The sequence below is a fragment of the Rothia sp. QJM3NY_36 genome (assembly GCF_056173115.1).
Genome location: NZ_CM149658.1, coordinates 794,743 through 811,745, shown reverse-complemented (window position 1 = coordinate 811,745; position 17,003 = coordinate 794,743). Strand labels below are relative to the sequence as shown.

Annotated in this window: 18 protein-coding genes; 2 read left to right on the top strand and 16 right to left on the bottom strand. The window is 73.2% G+C overall.

What is annotated here, in order from left to right; translation table 11 throughout:
• Positions 1 to 67 precede the first annotated feature (67 nt).
• The 5 genes from AC0VXQ_RS03535 to AC0VXQ_RS03515 form a co-directional block, all read right to left on the bottom strand.
• The gene (locus AC0VXQ_RS03535) at positions 68 to 235 is read right to left on the bottom strand and encodes a hypothetical protein (RefSeq protein ID WP_165590107.1); all 168 of its coding nucleotides are present in this window, start codon (positions 233 to 235) and stop codon (positions 68 to 70) included.
• Complete coding sequence (gene hisH / locus AC0VXQ_RS03530; protein WP_081046232.1) at positions 232 to 1,002, bottom strand: imidazole glycerol phosphate synthase subunit HisH; 771 nt, start codon at positions 1,000 to 1,002, stop codon at positions 232 to 234. Before hisH ends, AC0VXQ_RS03535 begins: the two co-directional genes overlap by 4 nt.
• Positions 999 to 1,634, bottom strand: a complete 636-nt coding sequence (gene hisB / locus AC0VXQ_RS03525; RefSeq protein WP_058730802.1) for an imidazoleglycerol-phosphate dehydratase HisB — start codon at positions 1,632 to 1,634, stop codon at positions 999 to 1,001. The genes hisH and hisB overlap by 4 nt, the downstream gene beginning before the upstream one ends.
• A gap of 83 nt (positions 1,635 to 1,717) precedes the next feature.
• On the bottom strand, positions 1,718 to 2,842 hold the full coding sequence (locus AC0VXQ_RS03520) for a histidinol-phosphate transaminase (RefSeq protein ID WP_081046233.1): 1,125 nt from the start codon (positions 2,840 to 2,842) through the stop codon (positions 1,718 to 1,720).
• A 51-nt stretch (positions 2,843 to 2,893) separates the two neighbouring features.
• Positions 2,894 to 3,388 carry a LysM peptidoglycan-binding domain-containing protein gene (locus AC0VXQ_RS03515; protein ID WP_058730803.1) on the bottom strand — a complete coding sequence of 165 codons (495 nt, stop codon included), beginning with the start codon at positions 3,386 to 3,388 and terminating at the stop codon, positions 2,894 to 2,896.
• Between the two features lie 199 nt (positions 3,389 to 3,587).
• On the opposite strand from AC0VXQ_RS03515, the gene lexA reads away from it, so the two are divergent.
• Entirely contained in the window at positions 3,588 to 4,376 is a 789-nt protein-coding gene (gene lexA / locus AC0VXQ_RS03510; RefSeq protein ID WP_058730804.1) for a transcriptional repressor LexA, read from the top strand.
• A gap of 23 nt (positions 4,377 to 4,399) precedes the next feature.
• Here the strand turns inward: lexA and AC0VXQ_RS03505 are convergent, their stop codons facing one another.
• On the bottom strand, positions 4,400 to 6,496 hold the full coding sequence (locus AC0VXQ_RS03505; protein WP_058730805.1) for an ATP-dependent DNA helicase: 2,097 nt from the start codon (positions 6,494 to 6,496) through the stop codon (positions 4,400 to 4,402).
• Entirely contained in the window at positions 6,493 to 8,076 is a 1,584-nt protein-coding gene (gene hflX / locus AC0VXQ_RS03500; protein WP_058730806.1) for a GTPase HflX, read from the bottom strand. The genes AC0VXQ_RS03505 and hflX overlap by 4 nt, the downstream gene beginning before the upstream one ends.
• 231 nt (positions 8,077 to 8,307) lie before the next feature.
• Between hflX and AC0VXQ_RS03495 the strand changes: the two genes are divergently transcribed.
• On the top strand, positions 8,308 to 8,931 hold the full coding sequence (locus AC0VXQ_RS03495; RefSeq protein ID WP_058730807.1) for a class I SAM-dependent methyltransferase: 624 nt from the start codon (positions 8,308 to 8,310) through the stop codon (positions 8,929 to 8,931).
• Positions 8,932 to 8,962: 31 nt separating this feature from the next.
• Here AC0VXQ_RS03495 and dapF read toward each other — a convergent pair whose 3' ends face one another.
• The 9 genes from dapF to AC0VXQ_RS03450 all read right to left on the bottom strand — a co-directional run bounded on the left by dapF (position 8,963) and on the right by AC0VXQ_RS03450 (position 16,967).
• The gene (gene dapF, locus AC0VXQ_RS03490) at positions 8,963 to 9,934 is read right to left on the bottom strand and encodes a diaminopimelate epimerase (protein ID WP_058730808.1); all 972 of its coding nucleotides are present in this window, start codon (positions 9,932 to 9,934) and stop codon (positions 8,963 to 8,965) included.
• A 105-nt stretch (positions 9,935 to 10,039) separates the two neighbouring features.
• Positions 10,040 to 10,984, bottom strand: coding sequence for a tRNA (adenosine(37)-N6)-dimethylallyltransferase MiaA (gene miaA, locus AC0VXQ_RS03485; protein ID WP_058730809.1), 945 nt, complete (start codon positions 10,982 to 10,984; stop codon positions 10,040 to 10,042).
• On the bottom strand, positions 10,981 to 12,474 hold the full coding sequence (gene miaB / locus AC0VXQ_RS03480; protein ID WP_058730816.1) for a tRNA (N6-isopentenyl adenosine(37)-C2)-methylthiotransferase MiaB: 1,494 nt from the start codon (positions 12,472 to 12,474) through the stop codon (positions 10,981 to 10,983). Before miaB ends, miaA begins: the two co-directional genes overlap by 4 nt.
• A 144-nt stretch (positions 12,475 to 12,618) precedes the next feature.
• Entirely contained in the window at positions 12,619 to 13,332 is a 714-nt protein-coding gene (locus AC0VXQ_RS03475; protein WP_081046234.1) for a regulatory protein RecX, read from the bottom strand.
• Positions 13,332 to 14,465 (bottom strand): recombinase RecA, encoded by a 1,134-nt coding sequence (gene recA, locus AC0VXQ_RS03470; RefSeq protein WP_061225232.1) that lies wholly within the window; start codon positions 14,463 to 14,465, stop codon positions 13,332 to 13,334. Before recA ends, AC0VXQ_RS03475 begins: the two co-directional genes overlap by 1 nt.
• A gap of 291 nt (positions 14,466 to 14,756) precedes the next feature.
• A complete protein-coding gene (locus AC0VXQ_RS03465) occupies positions 14,757 to 14,978 on the bottom strand; it encodes a DUF3046 domain-containing protein (protein ID WP_061225233.1) in 222 nt (73 codons plus the stop codon).
• Between the two features lie 196 nt (positions 14,979 to 15,174).
• Positions 15,175 to 15,627, bottom strand: coding sequence for a helix-turn-helix domain-containing protein (locus AC0VXQ_RS03460; RefSeq protein WP_081046235.1), 453 nt, complete (start codon positions 15,625 to 15,627; stop codon positions 15,175 to 15,177).
• Between the two features lie 219 nt (positions 15,628 to 15,846).
• Positions 15,847 to 16,353, bottom strand: coding sequence for a CinA family protein (locus AC0VXQ_RS03455; protein WP_058730812.1), 507 nt, complete (start codon positions 16,351 to 16,353; stop codon positions 15,847 to 15,849).
• Complete coding sequence (locus AC0VXQ_RS03450; protein WP_058730813.1) at positions 16,350 to 16,967, bottom strand: CDP-alcohol phosphatidyltransferase family protein; 618 nt, start codon at positions 16,965 to 16,967, stop codon at positions 16,350 to 16,352. Before AC0VXQ_RS03450 ends, AC0VXQ_RS03455 begins: the two co-directional genes overlap by 4 nt.
• Between the last annotated feature and the right edge of the window lie 36 nt (positions 16,968 to 17,003).

Here is a 17,003-nt window from a genome sequence, read left to right as displayed (position 1 = left end):
CGGGATGGTGCTCCTGTTCGTTGCGGATGGTGCGCGCGGGCGCGGGCGGGATGGCCGCGCCCGGCGCTCAGTCGAGGGTGACGACGTAGAGGCCGTAGGCGAAGAAGGCCGCGCCAAGGATCCACAGCACGACCTGGGCGATGAGCGGCAGCTTCTGCCGGCGGAAGGAGATGCCGCCGCCGACGAGGAAGGCCCCGAAGATCATCAGCAGCAGACCGGAGGTCAGGGGACTCATGCGCGCTCGCCCTCCTCGGCGTCGACGGCGGGCGCGGTCTCCTGCGCCCGGGCGGGGTCTGGGAAGTCCTCCTCGGACTCGGGGCCGCGCGGGGCCATCCGGCCGGTGCGCAGCAGGGTGTCCAGCCAGTTGCGCAGCAGCCGCAGCCCGGCGTCCGCGGACTTCTCCGGGTGGAACTGGGTGGCGCTCAGCGGCCCGTTCTCCACGGCGGCGATGAACGGCACCCCCTGCTCGGCCCAGGTGACCTGCGGGGGCCGGATGTGCTGGCTGGTCTGGGTGAACTCCCAGCGCTGCACCGCGTAGGAGTGCACGAAGTAGAACCGCTCCCGCTCGATCCCGGCGAACAGCCGGCTGCCCTCCGGCGGGCGCACGGTGTTCCAGCCCATGTGCGGGACCACGTCTCCGGGCAGCTTCTCCACGGTCCCGGGCCACTCCCCCAGTCCCTCGGTGTGCTCCCCGTGCTCGGTGCCGGCTTCGAAGAAGACCTGCAGCCCCACGCAGATGCCCAGCACGGGCCGGCCGCCGGCCACCCGGCGTCCGATCAGCCGCGGGGCATCCACGGCGCGCAGGCCGTCCATGACGGCGCCGAAGGCCCCGACGCCGGGGACCACGAGGCCGTCGGCCTCCAGCACGTCCTGCGGGCGCCGGGAGAGCACGACGTCGGCCCCGGCGGTCTCCAGGGCGCGCACGGCCGAGCGGACGTTGCCGGCCCCGTAGTCCAGGACGGTGACGGTGGGCTTCACGGGCTGCGATCCAGTGGTGCTCACAGCGCCCCCTTGGTCGAGGGGATGGCCTCCGGGACGCGGGGATCCGGCTCGACGGCCTCGCGCAGGGCCCGCGCCAGGGCCTTGAACTGGGCCTCGGCGATGTGGTGGGGGTCCCGGCCGCGCAGCAGGTCCACGTGCAGGCAGATCCCGGCGTGGTAGGCGATGGCCTCGAGCACGTGGCGGACCATGGAGCCGGTGAAGTGCCCGCCGATCAGGTGGTGGGCGAAGGCCTCGGACTCCCCCTCGTGCACCAGGTAGGGCCGCCCCGAGATGTCCACGACGGCCCGGGCCAGGGCCTCGTCCAGGGGCACGGTGGCCTGGCCGAAGCGGCGGATGCCGCGCTTGTCGCCCAGGGCCTCGCGCAGGGCCTCGCCCAGCACGATCGCGGTGTCCTCGACGGTGTGGTGCACGTCGATCTCGGTGTCTCCGCTGGCCTCGACCTCCAGGTCGATCAGCGAGTGCTTGGACAGGGCGGTGAGCATGTGGTCGTAGAAGGGCACGGTGGTGCTGATCCGGGAGACGCCGGTGCCGTCCAGGTTCAGGCTGAGCCGGACCGTGGACTCACTGGTGGCGCGGGTCAGGGAGGCCGTGCGGCCGCCCGCCCGGGCGGGCTGGGCGTCAGGGGTCTGCATTCGATGCTCCGTAGCGGTGTCGGCGGTGGGTCGGCGCGCCCCGCGGGGCCCGTGAGATCCGGGCGCCCGGGGCGGGGGTGGTCTCAGCGGCGGTCGGGCAGGTGCCGTTCCAGGCTGTCCAGGAAGGCGGTGGTCTCCTCCTCGGTGCCGGCGGTGACCCGCAGGTGCCCGGGGATCCCGACGTCGCGGATCAGCACGCCGTCGCCCAGCAGGTCCTCCCACAGGCCCTGGGCATCGGACAGGCCCCCGAAGAAGACGAAGTTGGAGTCCGAGGCGGCCGGCTCCAGACCCAGCTGCTCCAGACGGGTCACGATCCGGTCCCGCTGTTCGCGGATGCGTCCGACCTGCCCCAGCAGCTGGTCCCGGTGGCGCAGCGCCGTCAGGGCGACGGCCTGGGTCACCGCGGAGAGGTGGTAGGGCAGGCGCACCAGCATGACGGCCTCGACCACGGCCGGATCCGCGGCGAAGTAGCCGACCCGGGCCCCCGCCAGGGCGAAGGCCTTGCTCATGGTGCGGCTGACGACCAGGCGGGGCCTCCCGGGCAGCAGGGACAGCGCGGTGGTGTCCGGATCGCGGGCGAATTCCGCGTAGGCCTCATCCACCACGAGCATCCCGCCCAGCTCCTCGACGGCCTCGTAGGCGGCCAGGATGGTCTCCGGGGAGAGTGCCGTGCCGGTGGGGTTGTTGGGTGAGCACAGGATCGTGACGGTCGGCCGGTGCTGGCGGATCTGGCGCGCGGCATCCTCCGGGGAGAGGGTGAAGTCCGCGGCCCGCCGCCCGGCGATGTACTCGGTGTTGGTGCCGGAGGCCAGGAGCGGGTACATGGAGTAGGTGGGCGCGAAGCTCAGCACGTTGCGGCCGGGCCCGCCGAAGGCCTGCAGCAGCTGCTGGAGGATCTCGTTGGAGCCGTTGGAGGCCCAGACCTGGCGTTCGGTGATGCCGTGGCCGAGGTAGTCCGCCAGCTCGCGGCGCAGCTGCGGGAAGTCCCGGTCCGGGTATCTGTTCAGCCCGGCCGCGGCCTCGGCGGCCGCACTGCCGATCGCCCGGATCAGCTCCTCGGGCAGCGGATGGGTGTTCTCGTTGACGTTCAGGGCGTAGGGCACCTGGATCATCGGGGCGCCGTAGGCCCTGTGGCCGCGCAGGTCATCTCGCAGCGGCAGGGAATCCAGGATGGCGGCTTCCGCATCGGGGCTGGCTGCATCACTCACGGTGCCATCCTAGTGGAGTCCCCGTTCGCGTGAACCCGGAACCCTGCGGTCTCACGGCGCGGCGGTCTCCGGCTGCGGCACCACCAGGCGCTGGCCGGGCCGCACGGCGCTGTCCTGCAGGTCGTTCAGGTCCACGATCCGCTCCACCGCGGCCCGCGGGTCGGACTCCGGATCCGCCTCCTGTGCGAGGCTCCAGAGGGTGTCCCCGGCGGAGACCACCACGACGCGGGTCTGCGCCCCGCTCGGCGCGGCGTCGCCGGCCTGGGCCTGCGGGCTCAGCACCAGAAGCAGGGCCCCGGCCAGCACCGCGACGGCCCCGAGCAGCACCGGCAGGCCGATGAGCAGGAGGCGTCCGCGCCGGGTGAGCCGCAGCGTCGGGCGGGCCGCGCGCTCCGGACGGCGGCGCAGCAGCCGGGTGCGGCGCGCGGCCGGACGGGCGCAGGCGGGGCGGGTGCAGGCGGGTGCGCCTGCCGGATGGGCACCCCGGCGCGGCCCGGTGCGGAACCCGATGCGGAACGGGCGGGGTGCGGTGAGCGCGATGCTCATGGCGGCCTCCTAGCGGTGATTGACGCTCGATCGCCTTCGAAGACGTGTTCGAGTTCGCACATCTGTTCTACCAGGGCGATCGAAGACTGTCGAGGGACTAGAACATGTGTTTGATCCGACACGCGGTCTCGCCTACGCTGATGGGAGCAGTCCACACCCCCGGACTGACAGATCGAACACCTCCAGGAAGGACCCGACGGTGGCCCGAGAGCACGGAGCAGCCCCCCACGGAGCCGAGGCCTCCGCCCGCAAGCCCCTCACCGCGCGCCAGCGCACCATCCTGGAGGCCATCTCCGCCTCGATCAGCGCGCACGGCTACCCGCCGTCGATGCGCGAGATCGGCGACGTCGTCGGGCTGTCCAGCCTCTCCAGCGTCACCCACCAGCTCTCCCGGCTCGAGGCCCTGGGCTACATCCGCCGCGATCCGAAGCGGCCGCGGGCCATCGAGGTGCTGGCCGAACCCCGCCGCACCGACATCCGCCCCTCCGGGCAGGGCCCCGCGCAGGAGGAGCAGTCGGACCCCGCCCCGAGCGCGCAGCCGACGGCCGAGGCCGCAGCCGACGTGGTCCCGCTGTTCCCCACCGCCGCGCCGGAGGCCGAGGAGGAGCAGGGGCAGAACATCAGCGTGCCGCTGGTGGGGCGCATCGCCGCCGGTGTGCCGATCACGGCCGAGCAGCACGTGGAGGACACGATCTCCCTGCCCCGACAGCTGGTGGGCCAGGGCGAGCTGTTCATGCTCGAGGTGCGCGGGGATTCGATGGTCGAGGCCGCGATCTGCGATGGCGACTGGGTCGTGGTGCGCCAGCAGAACACCGCCCAGAACGGGGACATCGTCGCCGCCCTGCTCGATGACGAGGCCACCGTGAAGACCTTCCGACAGCGCGACGGGCACACCTGGCTGCTGCCGCAGAACCGCCAGTACGAGCCGATCCTCGGCGATCACGCCAGCATCATGGGCAAGGTCGTCTCGGTGCTGCGCGCCGTCTGAGTCCGGGCTTTGAGGCCCTCGCCTCAGCCCGCGTGCAGCCGCCGCAGCGCCCCCGTGACCACGGGCAGGCGGTCCGTGGTCCACAGCGGCGGCAGGGCCGCCCGCAGGAACCCGCCGTACCGGGCGGTGGCCAGCCGGGAATCCAGCACAGCCACGACCCCGCGGTCCTCGCGGGAGCGGATCAGGCGCCCGGCCCCCTGGGCCAGCCGGATCGCCGCGTGGTAGGCGGAGACCGCCATGAAGCCGTTGCCCCCGCGCCGGCCCACCGCCCGGGCCCGGGCGGTGGCCAGCGGATCATCCGGGCGCGGGAACGGGATCCGATCGATGAGCACCAGGCGGCAGGAGGGCCCCGGCACGTCCACGCCCTGCCACAGGCTCATGGTTCCGAACAGGCACGTGTCCTCCTCGGCCGTGAACCGCTCGACGAGACCGCGCAGCGAGGACTCCCCCTGCACCAGCACCGGCAGGTCGGAGTGCTCGCGCACGTACTCGGCGGCCTGCTGCGCGCCGCGACGCGAGGAGAACAATCCCAGCGCCCCGCCGCCGGAGGCCTCCACCAGCTGCAGGATCCGCTCCAGCTGCTCCTCCGAGACCCCGCGCCCCGGCTTGGGCAGGTCCCGGGCCACGTAGAGCATCCCCTGCTTCGGGTAGTCGAAGGGCGAGCCGACGTCCAGCCCCTCCCACGCCGGGGCCTTCTCCCCCTGCAGCCCGAGGGAGCCGGCGACCTGATCGAAGGAGTCGCCGATGGCCAGGGTCGCCGAGGTCAGCACCACCGTGCGGTCCTGGAACAGCCCCTCGCGCAGGCGCCCGGCCACGGACAGCGGGGCCACATGCAGCGTGGCCGGGTCCGTGTCCGCGGCGCTGACGTAGCCGCGTCCCGGCTCCCAGCCGCCGGCCCGGGAGATCCACACGACCTCGAAGCGCCCGTCCGCGCTGAGCATCCGCTCGGCCAGCTCCAGGACCTCGGTGAGCTTGGCGCGGGCGGTCTGGCGCCCGGCGTCGGAGTCCTTCGCGTCGGCCTTGGTGTCGGACAGCGCGGCCCGGGCGGCGTCGCGCACCTGCTCCATGGCCCGGGCGATCCCCGGCTCCAGCCCCTGCGGCATGAGCTCGGCGGGCCGGCCGGAGCAGGCCTGCTCCAGGGCCTCGGCCGCGGAGCTCAGCGGCTCCGAGGCCGCCTGGGTGTTCGTGCGCACCGCCCGGGCCGCGGAGCGGACCATCAGCGGGGACAGGGCGCCGGTCACCGCGCCGGTCACGCGGTCCACCAGCTCGTGGGCCTCGTCGACCACCACGACGTCGTGCTCGGGCAGCACCCCGATCCCCTCGAAGGCGCTGATCGCCAGCAGCGCGTGGTTGGTGATCACGACGTCGGCCTCCCCCGCCCGCTGCCGGGCCCGCTCGGAGAAGCACTCCTCCACCAGGGGGCAGCGGCGCCCCAGGCACTCCGAGGCCGTGACCGAGACCTGCCGCCAGGCCCGGTCCGAGACGCCCGGGCGCAGGTCATCCCGGTCCCCGGTGTCCGTGGAGTCCGCCCAGGCGCGCAGGCGCACCACCTCCTCGGCCAGCGAGTCCGGGGCGGGACGGGGATGCCCACTGGCGGCCTGCCCCTGGCTGTTGAGGTTGAACAGCGCGTCCGGGTCCTCATCCTCCGGGTAGCCGCCCTCCAGCTTGTGCAGGCACACGTAGTTGCTGCGCCCCTTCAGCAGGGCGACCTCCACCTCGCCCTCGAGGCGATCCTCGAGGGTCTCCAGCAACCGGGGCACGTCCCGGCCGACGATCTGCGCCTGCAGGGCCAGGGTCGCGGTCGCGACGACGACGGGCTTGTCCGCGCCCAGGGCGTGCTGGATGGCCGGGACCAGGTAGGCCAGGGACTTGCCGGTACCGGTGCCGGCCTGCACCAGCAGGTGCCGCCCCGTCTGCAGGGCCTGGGCCACGTGCGCTGCCATGATCCGCTGCCCGTCGCGGCGCTGCCCGCCGGTGCGCTCGATCGCCGTGTCCAGCAGCGCCAGGGCGTCTTTGGCCCCGGGCAGGGTCTCCGGCTCCGCACCGGTCGGGGCGTGCACGTCCTCGGCGGCCTCCGCGGGTGCCGAGCCTCGCGTGGGGTCCGGGTTGGTGCTGCTCACGGGGCGGTCACGGCGTAGGGCTGCAGCTCCGGGGCGGTCTCCTCCCGCACCAGCACGCTCATCCGGGTCCCGTCCTCCTCGAACGCGGTGGACAGGATCTCCGCGTCCCACTCGTGCAGCCGGGAGACCACCTCCCCGTGGGTGTAGGGCACCAGGATCTCCATGCGCACGCTGGGCCGAGGGATGGTCCGGGAGATCAGCTCCTTCAGCTCCGGGATCCCCTCCCCGGTCTTCGCGGAGACGATCGCATGGTGGGGTTCGCGCAGCCGGATGCGATCCAGAACGAAGGGGTCCGCGGCGTCGGCCTTGTTCAGCACGATGATCTCCGGGACGTCCTGCGCGTCCACCTCGGCCAGGACCTCGCGCACCGCGCGGATCTGGCCCTCCGGGTCCGGGTGGGAGGCGTCCACCACGTGCAGGATCACGTCCGCGTCGGCCACCTCCTCGAGGGTGGAGCGGAAGGCCTCGACCAGCTGGGTGGGCAGGTTGCGCACGAAGCCGACGGTGTCCGAGAGGGTGTAGCCGATGCCGTCCGGGGTCTCGGCCCGGCGCACCGTGGGGTCCAGGGTCGCGAACAGGGCGTTCTCCACCAGCACCCCGGCGTCGGTGAGCCGGTTGAGCAGGGAGGACTTGCCGGCGTTGGTGTACCCGGCGATGGCCACGGAGGGGATGTGGTTGCGACGCCGGTTGGCCCGCTTGGTCTCCCGGGCCGGCTTCATCGCGGCGATCTCCCGACGCAGCTTGGCCATCCGCTGGCGGATGCGGCGCCGGTCCAGCTCGATCTTCGTCTCACCGGGACCGCGCGAACCGATCCCCTCGCCGCCGGCCGCCCGACCGCCGGCCTGGCGGGACATGGACTCGCCCCAGCCGCGCAGGCGCGGCAGCAGGTACTCCAGCTGCGCCAGCTCCACCTGGGCCTTGCCCTCCCGGGACTTGGCGTGCTGGGCGAAGATGTCCAGGATCAGCGCGGTGCGGTCGATGACCTTGACCTTGACGATGTCCTCCAGTCCACGCCGCTGGGACGGGGCCAGCTCCGAGTCGATGACGACGGTGTCCGCGCCCGTCTCGGCCACGATCTCCTTGAGCTCCTGGGCCTTGCCGGAGCCGAGGAACGTGCCGGGGTCCGGCTTCAGCCGCCGCTGCACCAGCCCGTCCAGGACCTCGGAGCCGGCGGTCTCCGCCAGGGCCGCGAGCTCGCGCAGGGAGTTCTCGGCGTCCTCCAGGGTGCCCTCGGACCAGATCCCGGCCAGCACCACGCGCTCCAGGCGCAGCTGCCGGTACTCGACCTCGGTGACGTCCTCCAGCTCGGTGGACAGCCCGGCCACGCGCCGCAGGGCGCGGCGCTCCTCGAGGTCCTGCTGCTCGCCGTCGTGCTCGGTGTGCTGGGTGGTCTCCGCCAGCTCCGGGGCACGGCGGTCCAGGATGGAGGCCTGGTGCTCCTCCTCCGGGGAGAAGCGGCCGAGGACCCGGTCCACGGTCGCGCGCAGCTGGGCGTCGCTGGGCTGGCGGGGCTGCTCGGTGCGCTCGTCGGTGTGCTCGGGGGCGGCGTCGTCGGCGGTGCGGGGGTGATGCTGGGGCAAGGGTGCCTTTCCGTGCGGGGGCGCGGCCGGTGCTGACTCCCTCGGATCGGGCGCGCGGACCGCTCAATGCGTCCTGCCAGTCTACCGGGCGGCCCCCGCGCCGCACCCGGGGCGGGCCTGTGCTGTGGACGAACACGCGACGCCGCGCCCCAGCGCCGAGTCCCGGGGAGCCGGCGCCGCGAGCGCGGACGCCGAGGAGGCGGGTGAGGCGGGCCGATACGATGGGGGATCATGGTCGAGCACTACTTCTCCGCGCACGAGGACGAGCCCTTCGTCGAGCAGCCCCTGCGGGTGCGACTGGCCGGGGCCGAGCGGGATCTGGTGAGCGCCCCCGGCATCTTCAGCCCGAAGGCCCTGGACAAGGGCACCGCGGTGCTGCTGGACGAGGTCCCCGCCCTGCCCCGGTCCGGGTCCCGCTTCCTCGACGTCGGCTGCGGGTGGGGGCCGATCGCGCTGAGCATGGGCCTGCAGCGGCCCGACGCCGAGGTGATGGCCGTGGACGTGAACCGGCGCAGCCTGGAGCTGACCCGCCGCAACGCCGCGCGCCTGGGGCTGACCGGCATCCGCCCGGTGATCCCGGAGGAGGTGGATCCGCGGCTGCGCTTCGACGCGATCTGGTCCAACCCGCCGATCCGGGTGGGCAAGCAGGTGCTGCACGAGCTGCTGCTGACCTGGCTGGTGCGCCTGGCCCCGGCCGGGCAGGCGCACCTGGTGGTGCAGAAGAACCTGGGCGCGGACTCCCTGCAGCGCTGGCTGGATCAGACCCTGCGGGAGCGGGAGCCCGGCGCCTTCGCGGTCGACCGGGCCGCCACCGCCAAGGGCTTCCGGATCCTGCGGGTCACCCGCGCCGCCTGATCCCCGCGGCGACCTGCCCGGGTCCCGCGGCTCAGCCCAGGCGCACGGTGCCCACGAGCTCGGCCGGCCCGGAGAGGATCACGTGCTCCAGCTCGTCCGGGCCGAGCACGAAGGTCACGCCCAGCTCCCCGCCGGGCACGCCGACCCGCCACTCATCCGGGGCGTCCTCCCCGCCCCAGAAGCGGGTCGCCGCCGCGGCAGCGCACGCGCCGGTCCCGCAGGACAGGGTCTCGCCCACCCCGCGTTCGCTGACGCGCAGCACCAGCGCTCCCGTGCCGTCGTCCTCCTCCTCGGCGTCCCGGGGCACCACGAATTCGACGTTGGTGCCGGCACTGGGCCGGGGGTCCACGGTCGGTGCGGTGCCCAGGTCCAGCCGGGCCAGCTTGGCCTCATCGGCCAGGGCGACGACGGTGTGCGGGTTGCCCATGGTGATGGACAGGCCCGGGCGGGCGGTGCGCAGGCCGCGGGCCGAGACGGTGCAGTCGGCCCCGTGCTCCCGGGCCTGCTCCCCGTCGATGAAGCCCCAGGGGCCCATGTCCACGGCGTAGCCGCCGGGAACCCGGGCGACGGTCTTGACCCCGCCGCGGGTCCCGATGCGCACGGTCTCCCCCTCCGGCAGCTCGATCAGCCCGGCGTGGATGAGGTGGTGGGCGAACACGCGCACCCCGTTGCCGCACATCTCGGACAGGGAGCCGTCCGCGTTGCGGTAGTCCATGAACCACTCCGGGGCGTCCTCCCCGTTCGCGGCGAGGGCCCGCCCGGCCTCCAGGTGCTGGCTGCGGATCGCGCGGATCAGCCCGTCCGCGCCGATCCCCCGGTGCCGGTCGCACACGGCGGCCACCAGGTCCCCCTCCAGCTCGAGGCTTCCCTCGGGATCGGTGAGCAGGAGGAAGTCGTTGCCGGTGCCGTGGCCCTTGCTCAGGGTCACTCCGGCCAGTTCGCCCCAGCGGGAGGCGTCGGTCTGCGCGGTGGTGCTCTCGGCGGTGGTGCTCTCGGTCGTCACCCGGCCAGTCTATCGGGCGGGTCGGACGACCGAAGGGCCGGCTCAGCGAGGACCGGTCTGGCCGGCGAATCCGGCCGCGCTCCCGGTCCTGCCCGCGCGGTCAGGTCAGCCCTCGGCTCCCCCGTCGTTCGCGGTCTCCGGCGTGCGCCCCTGCTCGATCAGGGTCAGCGCCCGGTCCAGCTGCTGGCGCGGGGAGAGGGTGAATCCGATCCAGGTAACGCGCGGGTCCGCCCGGAACCAGGTGACCTGGCGGCGGGCGAAGCGGCGGGTGGCGATGATCGTCTCCTGCACGGCCTCCTCCTCGGAGGTCTCCCCGTCCACGACGCGCAGGAATTGCGCGTAGCCCAGGGCGTGGGAGGCGGTGCGCCCCTCGCGCAGCCCCCGCTCGGCCAGGTCCCGCACCTCCTGCAGGAGACCGGCCTCGACCATCCGGTGCACCCGCACGGCCAGGCGGTCGTGCAGCAGGTCCCGGGGCCCGTTCAGCCCGATCTGCAGGGCCGGCTCCCGGTGTTCGCGCCGCGGCATGTAGGAGGAGAAGGGGCGCCCGGTCAGCTCGTGGACCTCCAGGGCCCGCACCAGGCGCCGGTCGTCCAGGCCGCGCCGCGCGGAGACCGGGTCCACGGCCTCCAGCCGAGCGGCCAGCGCCCCGCGCCCCTCGGTCTCCAGGAGCTCCTGCCAGCGCTGACGCACCTGCGCATCGGTGGGCGGGAACTCCAGCACGTCCAGGGCCGCGCGCGCATACAGTCCGGACCCGCCGACGAGGATCGGGGTGCGCCCGCGCCCCCGGATCTCGGCGAAGCGCTCGCGGGCCTCGCGCTGGTAGCGGGCCACGGAGGCCTCCTCGCGCACGTCCAGCACGTCTAGGAGGTGATGGGGCACGCCGTCGCGCTCGGCGGGCGTGAGCTTGGCCGTGCCGATGTCCATCCCGCGGTACAGCTGCATCGAGTCCGCGTTGACCACCTCGCCGTCCACCTCGCGGGCCAGGGCGACGCCGAGGTCTGACTTCCCCGTGCCGGTGGGCCCGAGGACGGCGATGATCGGGAGGGTCATCGGCGCGGCGGCAGGGCCGGCATCCCGAGCATCGTGGCGCCCGGGGCGCCACCCGACGGGGCGCCGGTGCCGCAGGAATCGGCCTGGGCGCGATCCCAAGCGTCCCCGGCGCGGGAGCGGCGCACCGCGTAGTCCTCCGCCGGGGAATCGGCGAGCAGGTGGAAGGGTGCGGCGTCGGTGATCCGCACGGTCGCGAAGTCCCCCGGACGCGGGACGGGGGCGCCGTCGGGCACGCTGAAGTGCACGAGCCGCTGATCCGGAGTGCGCCCGGAGAGCCGGTGGGTCTGCTCGGCCTTGCGTCCGGTCTGCGCGGAGACCAGCAGCTCCACCCGCTTCCCGACCTGCTCGGCGTTCAGCTGCGCGCTGATGCGATCCTGCAGGGCCACCAGCCGCTCGTACCGCTCCTGCACGACCTCCTGGGGCACCTGGTTCTGCATCCGACCCGCCGGGGTGCCGGGGCGGATGGAGTACTGGAAGGTGAAGGCCGAGGAGAACCGGGACTCCTCGACCACGCGCAGGGTCTCCTGGAAGTCCTCCTCCGTCTCCCCGGGGAAGCCCACGATGATGTCCGTGGTGATGGCGGCGTGCGGGATGCGCTTGCGCACCTTCTCCAGGATGCCGAGGAACCGCTTGGACCGGTAGGAGCGGCGCATGGCCTTGAGCACCCGGTCGGAGCCGGACTGCAGGGGCATGTGCAGGACGGGCATGACGGTGGGGGTCTCGGCCATCGCGTCGATGACGTCGTCGGTGAAGGCCGCCGGGTGGGGGCTGGTGAAGCGGATGCGCTCCAGGCCCTCGATCTGCCCGCAGGCGCGCAGCAGCTTGGAGAAGGCCTGCCGGTCACCGAAGCCGACGCCGTAGGAGTTCACGTTCTGCCCGAGCAGGGTGACCTCCACGGCGCCGTCGTCCACCAGGGCCTGGACCTCGGCGAGGATGTCCCCGGGCCGGCGGTCCTTCTCCTTGCCGCGCAGGGAGGGCACGATGCAGAAGGTGCAGGTGTTGTTGCAGCCCACGGAGATGGACACCCACCCGGAGTGCACGTTCTCCCGCTTGGTCGGCAGGGTGGAGGGGAAGACCTCCAGGGATTCCAGCAGCTCGGTGGCGGCCTCGCGGTTGTGCCGGGAGCGCTCCAGCAGCCGCGGCAGGGAGCCGATGTTGTGGGTGCCGAACACGACGTCGACCCAGGGGGCCTTCTCCACGATGGTGTTCTGGTCCTTCTGGGCCAAGCACCCGCCGACGGCGATCTGCATGCCCTCGTGGGCGCGCTTGACGGGGGCGAGCTGACCGAGGTGGCCGTAGAGCTTGTTGTCCGCGTTCTCCCGCACCGCGCAGGTGTTGAAGACCACCAGGTCAGGGGTCCCCTCACCCGTGTGCGGGACGTACCCGGAGGCCTCCAGCAGCCCGGAGATCCGCTCGGAGTCGTGAACGTTCATCTGGCAGCCGAAGGTGCGCACCTCGTAGCTGTGGGACCGCCCCGTCCGCTCCTCGATGCCGGGCGGGCAGGGCTGGACGTCGAGGGCCTCGGGCAGGGTCGACGGCAGGGTCTGGGTCTGGGTCGCGCTCGCATTCACTGTGCCAGGGTACAAGACCGCCGCGGGCGCCGGGACGTGCCGGATCAAGTCCACCGGCCCGGGTCAGGCCAGCCCCGGTGGCTCCTCCAGACCCGTCTCCCCGTGCTCGGCCATGACCGTGCGCACGATCTCGAAGGCCGCGCCGGGGGCGTAGCCTCGGCGGGCCAGCATCGCGACCAGCCGACGCAGGGCCTTCTCCCGCTGGGCCGGGTCGTCCAGGTCCCGCTCGGGGCGCAGCCGACGGCGCACCAGCGCGCGGGCGTCCTCGCGCTCCTCCTCCTCGGTGCGCTGGGTCAGGGCCCGCTCGGCGGTCTCCGGGTCTATGCCCTTCTGCGCGAGCTCCCGGCGCAGGGCCGGGCGGGCGAGCTTCCTGCTGGCGGAGCGGCTGCGCACGTACATCGCGGCGTATTCGGCGTCGTCGATCAGACCGAGATCCTCGTAGCGGTCCAGGATGCGGGTGGCCGTCTCCTCGGAGATCTCCTTCTCCGCGAGCTTCTGCGCCAGCTGGGCGCGGGAGCGGGCGGCGGCGGTGAGCTGGCGCAGCAGGATCTCCTTGGCCCGGGCGTATTCCGCCTCCTCCGGGGTGCGCGGGGCCGATCCCTCGGCTGGAGGCCGCCCCGCGTCCCTCCGCCCGTCCCCGGTGTTCGGCCCTGAGGACGGCGTCGAGGAGACCGGGGCTGCTGCGGGAGCGCCCAGGCTGCGTCCGGTGCGCCGACGGCCGACGCCGCGGCCCGTGACGGGTCCGCGGCGTCGGCCGTGCGGGCTGGAATCGCTCATCAGAAGTTCTCGGGCAGGGCGTCCAGCGGGTCATCACCCAGCTCGTCGATCCCCGCGCCGACGCCCGCGGGAGCCTCCTGGGACTCCTCGCCCTCCTCGGCGTCGATGATCCCGGCCTTGATCAGCGTCTTGTGCTGGATCTCCTCGGCCAGCTCGGGGTTGTCCTTGAGGAAGCGGCGGGCGTTCTCCTTGCCCTGGCCCAGCTGGTCCCCCTCGTAGGTGAACCAGGCGCCGGACTTCTTGACGATCCCGGACTCCACGGCCATGTCGATGATGCCGCCCTCCACGGAGATGCCCTCCCCGTAGAGGATGTCGAACTCGGCCTGCTTGAACGGCGGGGCCATCTTGTTCTTCACGATCTTGGCCTTGGTCCGCGAGCCGATGGGGTTGGCCCCGTCCTTCAGGGTCTCGATGCGACGGATGTCGATGCGCACCGAGGCGTAGAACTTCAGCGCCTTGCCGCCGGTGGTGGTCTCCGGGGAGCCGAAGAACACGCCGATCTTCTCGCGCAGCTGGTTGATGAAGATCGCGGTGGTGCCGGTCTGGGACAGGCGCCCGGTGATCTTGCGCAGCGCCTGGGACATCAGGCGGGCCTGCAGACCCACGTGGGAGTCGCCCATCTCGCCCTCGATCTCCGCGCGCGGGGTCAGGGCGGCCACGGAGTCCACGACGATGATGTCGATGGAGCCGGAGCCCACGAGCATGTCCATGATCTCCAGGGCCTGCTCGCCGGTGTCCGGCTGGGAGACCAGCAGGGCATCCGTGTCCACGCCGAGCTTCTCCGCGTAGACCGGGTCCAGGGCGTGCTCCGCATCGATGAACGCAGCGATCCCCCCGTTCTTCTGGGCGTTGGCCACCGCGTGCAGGGCGACCGTGGTCTTACCGGAGGACTCCGGGCCGTAGATCTCCACGACGCGCCCGCGCGGCAGGCCGCCGATGCCCAGGGCGACGTCCAGGGACAGGGCGCCGGTGGAGACGGTCTCCGTCTTCACGGCTTCCCGGTCCCCCAGGCGCATGACGGAGCCCTTGCCGTAGTTCTTGTCGATCTGGGCGAGCACGGACTCCAGGGCCTTCTCCCGGTCCGAGCCGGTGGCCCGGGACACCGGGGCGTTGTTGCGTGCTTTGGCAGCCATGGTCTCCTCGATTCTGATCGCCGCGCCGGTTCCGGTGCGACGGTGGTTGGTCCTGCGGTTCGATCCTCACGGTAACGGCCCCGACTGACAGATCGAAGGGGGGCTCGCCCGCTCTGTGGATAACGGGAGCCCGGGTCCGGGTCCCGGTGGGCCGGGGACGCGCCGGGCGGTGACCGCGCCTCCTCTGCAGCCAGTGTAACGCAGTCCGAACAGATCTTCGAACACCCCTTCGAACGCGCTTCGGCGCTCGAACACCGGCCGCCGGCGCCCCGCGAGATGCCGGGCTTCGCCTCAGCGGGGCTCGCCCGGATCCGCCCCGAGCCAGCGGTCCTCGGGCAGGTCGTGCTGGCGGCACACGGCCTGCCAGACGGCCAGGGGCTTCATCCCCGCGGCCAGGGCCTCCTCGGCGGTGCGGTTCCCGGCGGCGTCGAGCACCGTCTGGGCGGCGACGACGCGCGCGTAGCCGCGGCCGAACTCCTCCTCCATGGAGCGCCAGAACTCCGAGAGCTTCATCCCTCCTCCTTCCTGAGATCGCGCCCGCGCGGTGCCCGCCGAGCTGGGCCCGCTGTCCGGTGCCCGTCCGCGCGAGAACCCCGCATCCGCACCCCGAAGGTGGGGTGCGGACGCGGGGTCCTCAGGCTGCGGGCCGGGCCGGCGGGCTGCCGCCTCCCGCCGGTGCTCGGCGCGGGCCTCGGCAGGGTGCGGCGGATCAGTGCGCGATCGGACGCGGACGCGGCGCGCCCGGCAGATCCTTGGTGCCGGTGGCCCCGGCGCCGTACTCGCGGCGGAACTCCTCGTCGAACTCGGTGGGCACGGTGTCCGGGATGCGCAGGCCCTCGCCGGCGGCGACCCGGTCGGCCACCTCGCGCAGCATCTGGGACAGGGGGATGTCCAGGGCGCTGCAGATCGAGGCGAGCAGCTCGGACGAGGCCTCCTTCTGGCCGCGCTCGACCTCGCTGAGGTAGCCGAGGGACACGCGGGCGCTGTGGGAGACCTCGCGCAGGGTGCGGTTCTGGCGCTGGCGGACGTCGCGCAGCACCTCGCCGATCTCGTGGCGCAGGACGATCATCTTGGGCTCCTGGTGGGCGGGGGTAGCGGTCTCGGGGCGGCTGACGTCCTTCCAGCGGACGACGCCGTTGACGGACACGGGCTGCTTGGTCATGGTCTTGCCTATCTCCCTACTCGAAGCGAACGACGGTCCGACCGGGTCCTCCGGGTGGTTCCTCGGGGCTCCGCCTGCGGCGGGTGCCCACGCAGTGGCCGGTCCTGCCGGTCCGTCATCACCCACTACAACCGCCTCACCTGTGCGTTCATTCCCCCCGCGCCGGGCAGGGACCTGGGAGTAACCTGGCAGATCGGTGAACAACAGGTCACCGTTCGGTCACCGTCCGCGGCTCAGCTGCTCCACCAGGGTCTCCAGGGCCCGCCGGGCGCTCTCGGTCCGGATGCGCTCACGATCCCCGGTCAGGTGCAGCTCGAGGACCGTCTCGGCCTCCGCCGGGCCCGCGATCCCCAGGTACACCGTGCCGACGGGCTTGTCGTCGTGCGGCTCCGGCCCGGCCGCTCCGGTGGCGGAGATCCCCCAGTCCGCGGCGCAGGCCCGGCGGGCGCCGCGGGCCATCGCCCGGGCGACGTCGGGATCCACCGTGCCGCGCGAGGCGATCAGCTCCGGGTCCACCCCCAGCAGCGCCTCCTTGACCTCGGCGGCGTAGGAGACGACGCCGCCGCGCAGCACCGCGGAGGCCCCCGGCACCTCGGCCAGGCTCGCGCTGATCAGCCCGGCGGTCAGGGATTCGGCCGTGGCCACGCTCTGGCCCCGCTCGCGCAGCAGCCGCACGGCCTGCTCCTGGGTGCGGCCCGGCCCAGGCTGGCCCGCGTGCGGGCTCATCGGGCCGCACCCCCGGAGGACAGGGCGCGGCGGCGCAGGCGCGCGGCCTGGACCACGTAGTCCAGCCCCGTCACAACGGTGACCACCAGGGCCGCGCCCATCACGATCCACCCGGGCACCAGCCAGCCGGTGCCCAGGGCGCCCAGCGGAAGGATGAGCAGGACCAGGGCGATGGTCTGCAGCACCGTCTTGAGCTTGCCGCCCTTCGACGCCGGCATGACCCCGTAGCGCAGGACCGCGAAGCGCATCAGGGTGATCCCCCATTCGCGCACGAGGATCACGATCGTGACCCACCACCACAGCTCCCCCAGCAGCGAGAGCACCACGAAGGCCGAGCCCGTCAGCAGCTTGTCCGCGATCGGGTCCGCGATCTTGCCGTAGTCGGTGATCAGGTTGCGGGAGCGGGCCAGGTCCCCGTCCAGCTTGTCCGTGTACATCGCGACGCCGAACACGACGACGGCGGCCCAGCGCATCCCCAGGGCGTCCGCGCCCCACGGGCCGCCGGCCCACAGGAACCAGATGAAGAAGGGAACCAGGAGGATGCGCACGGTCGTCAGCGCATTCGGCAGGTTCCAGTTGGACGGCTTCGGCTCGCCGGTCGGCGCGGTGCTCATCGGTGTCCCTTCCCTCTTCCTGTGCCGCGGGGCCCG

Excerpts from the sequence above, each read along its gene's own strand:
- AC0VXQ_RS03535 (WP_165590107.1), bottom strand. The coding sequence starts at position 235 with ATGAGTCCCCTGACCTCCGGTCTGCTGCTGATGATCTTCGGGGCCTTC.
- hisB (WP_058730802.1), bottom strand. The coding sequence starts at position 1,634 with ATGCAGACCCCTGACGCCCAGCCCGCCCGGGCGGGCGGCCGCACGGCC.
- AC0VXQ_RS03515 (WP_058730803.1), bottom strand. The coding sequence starts at position 3,388 with ATGAGCATCGCGCTCACCGCACCCCGCCCGTTCCGCATCGGGTTCCGC.
- AC0VXQ_RS03495 (WP_058730807.1), top strand. The coding sequence starts at position 8,308 with ATGGTCGAGCACTACTTCTCCGCGCACGAGGACGAGCCCTTCGTCGAG.
- miaA (WP_058730809.1), bottom strand. The coding sequence starts at position 10,984 with ATGACCCTCCCGATCATCGCCGTCCTCGGGCCCACCGGCACGGGGAAG.
- AC0VXQ_RS03475 (WP_081046234.1), bottom strand. The coding sequence starts at position 13,332 with ATGAGCGATTCCAGCCCGCACGGCCGACGCCGCGGACCCGTCACGGGC.
- recA (WP_061225232.1), bottom strand. The coding sequence starts at position 14,465 with ATGGCTGCCAAAGCACGCAACAACGCCCCGGTGTCCCGGGCCACCGGC.
- AC0VXQ_RS03465 (WP_061225233.1), bottom strand. The coding sequence starts at position 14,978 with ATGAAGCTCTCGGAGTTCTGGCGCTCCATGGAGGAGGAGTTCGGCCGC.
- AC0VXQ_RS03460 (WP_081046235.1), bottom strand. The coding sequence starts at position 15,627 with ATGACCAAGCAGCCCGTGTCCGTCAACGGCGTCGTCCGCTGGAAGGAC.
- AC0VXQ_RS03455 (WP_058730812.1), bottom strand. The coding sequence starts at position 16,353 with ATGAGCCCGCACGCGGGCCAGCCTGGGCCGGGCCGCACCCAGGAGCAG.
- AC0VXQ_RS03450 (WP_058730813.1), bottom strand. The coding sequence starts at position 16,967 with ATGAGCACCGCGCCGACCGGCGAGCCGAAGCCGTCCAACTGGAACCTG.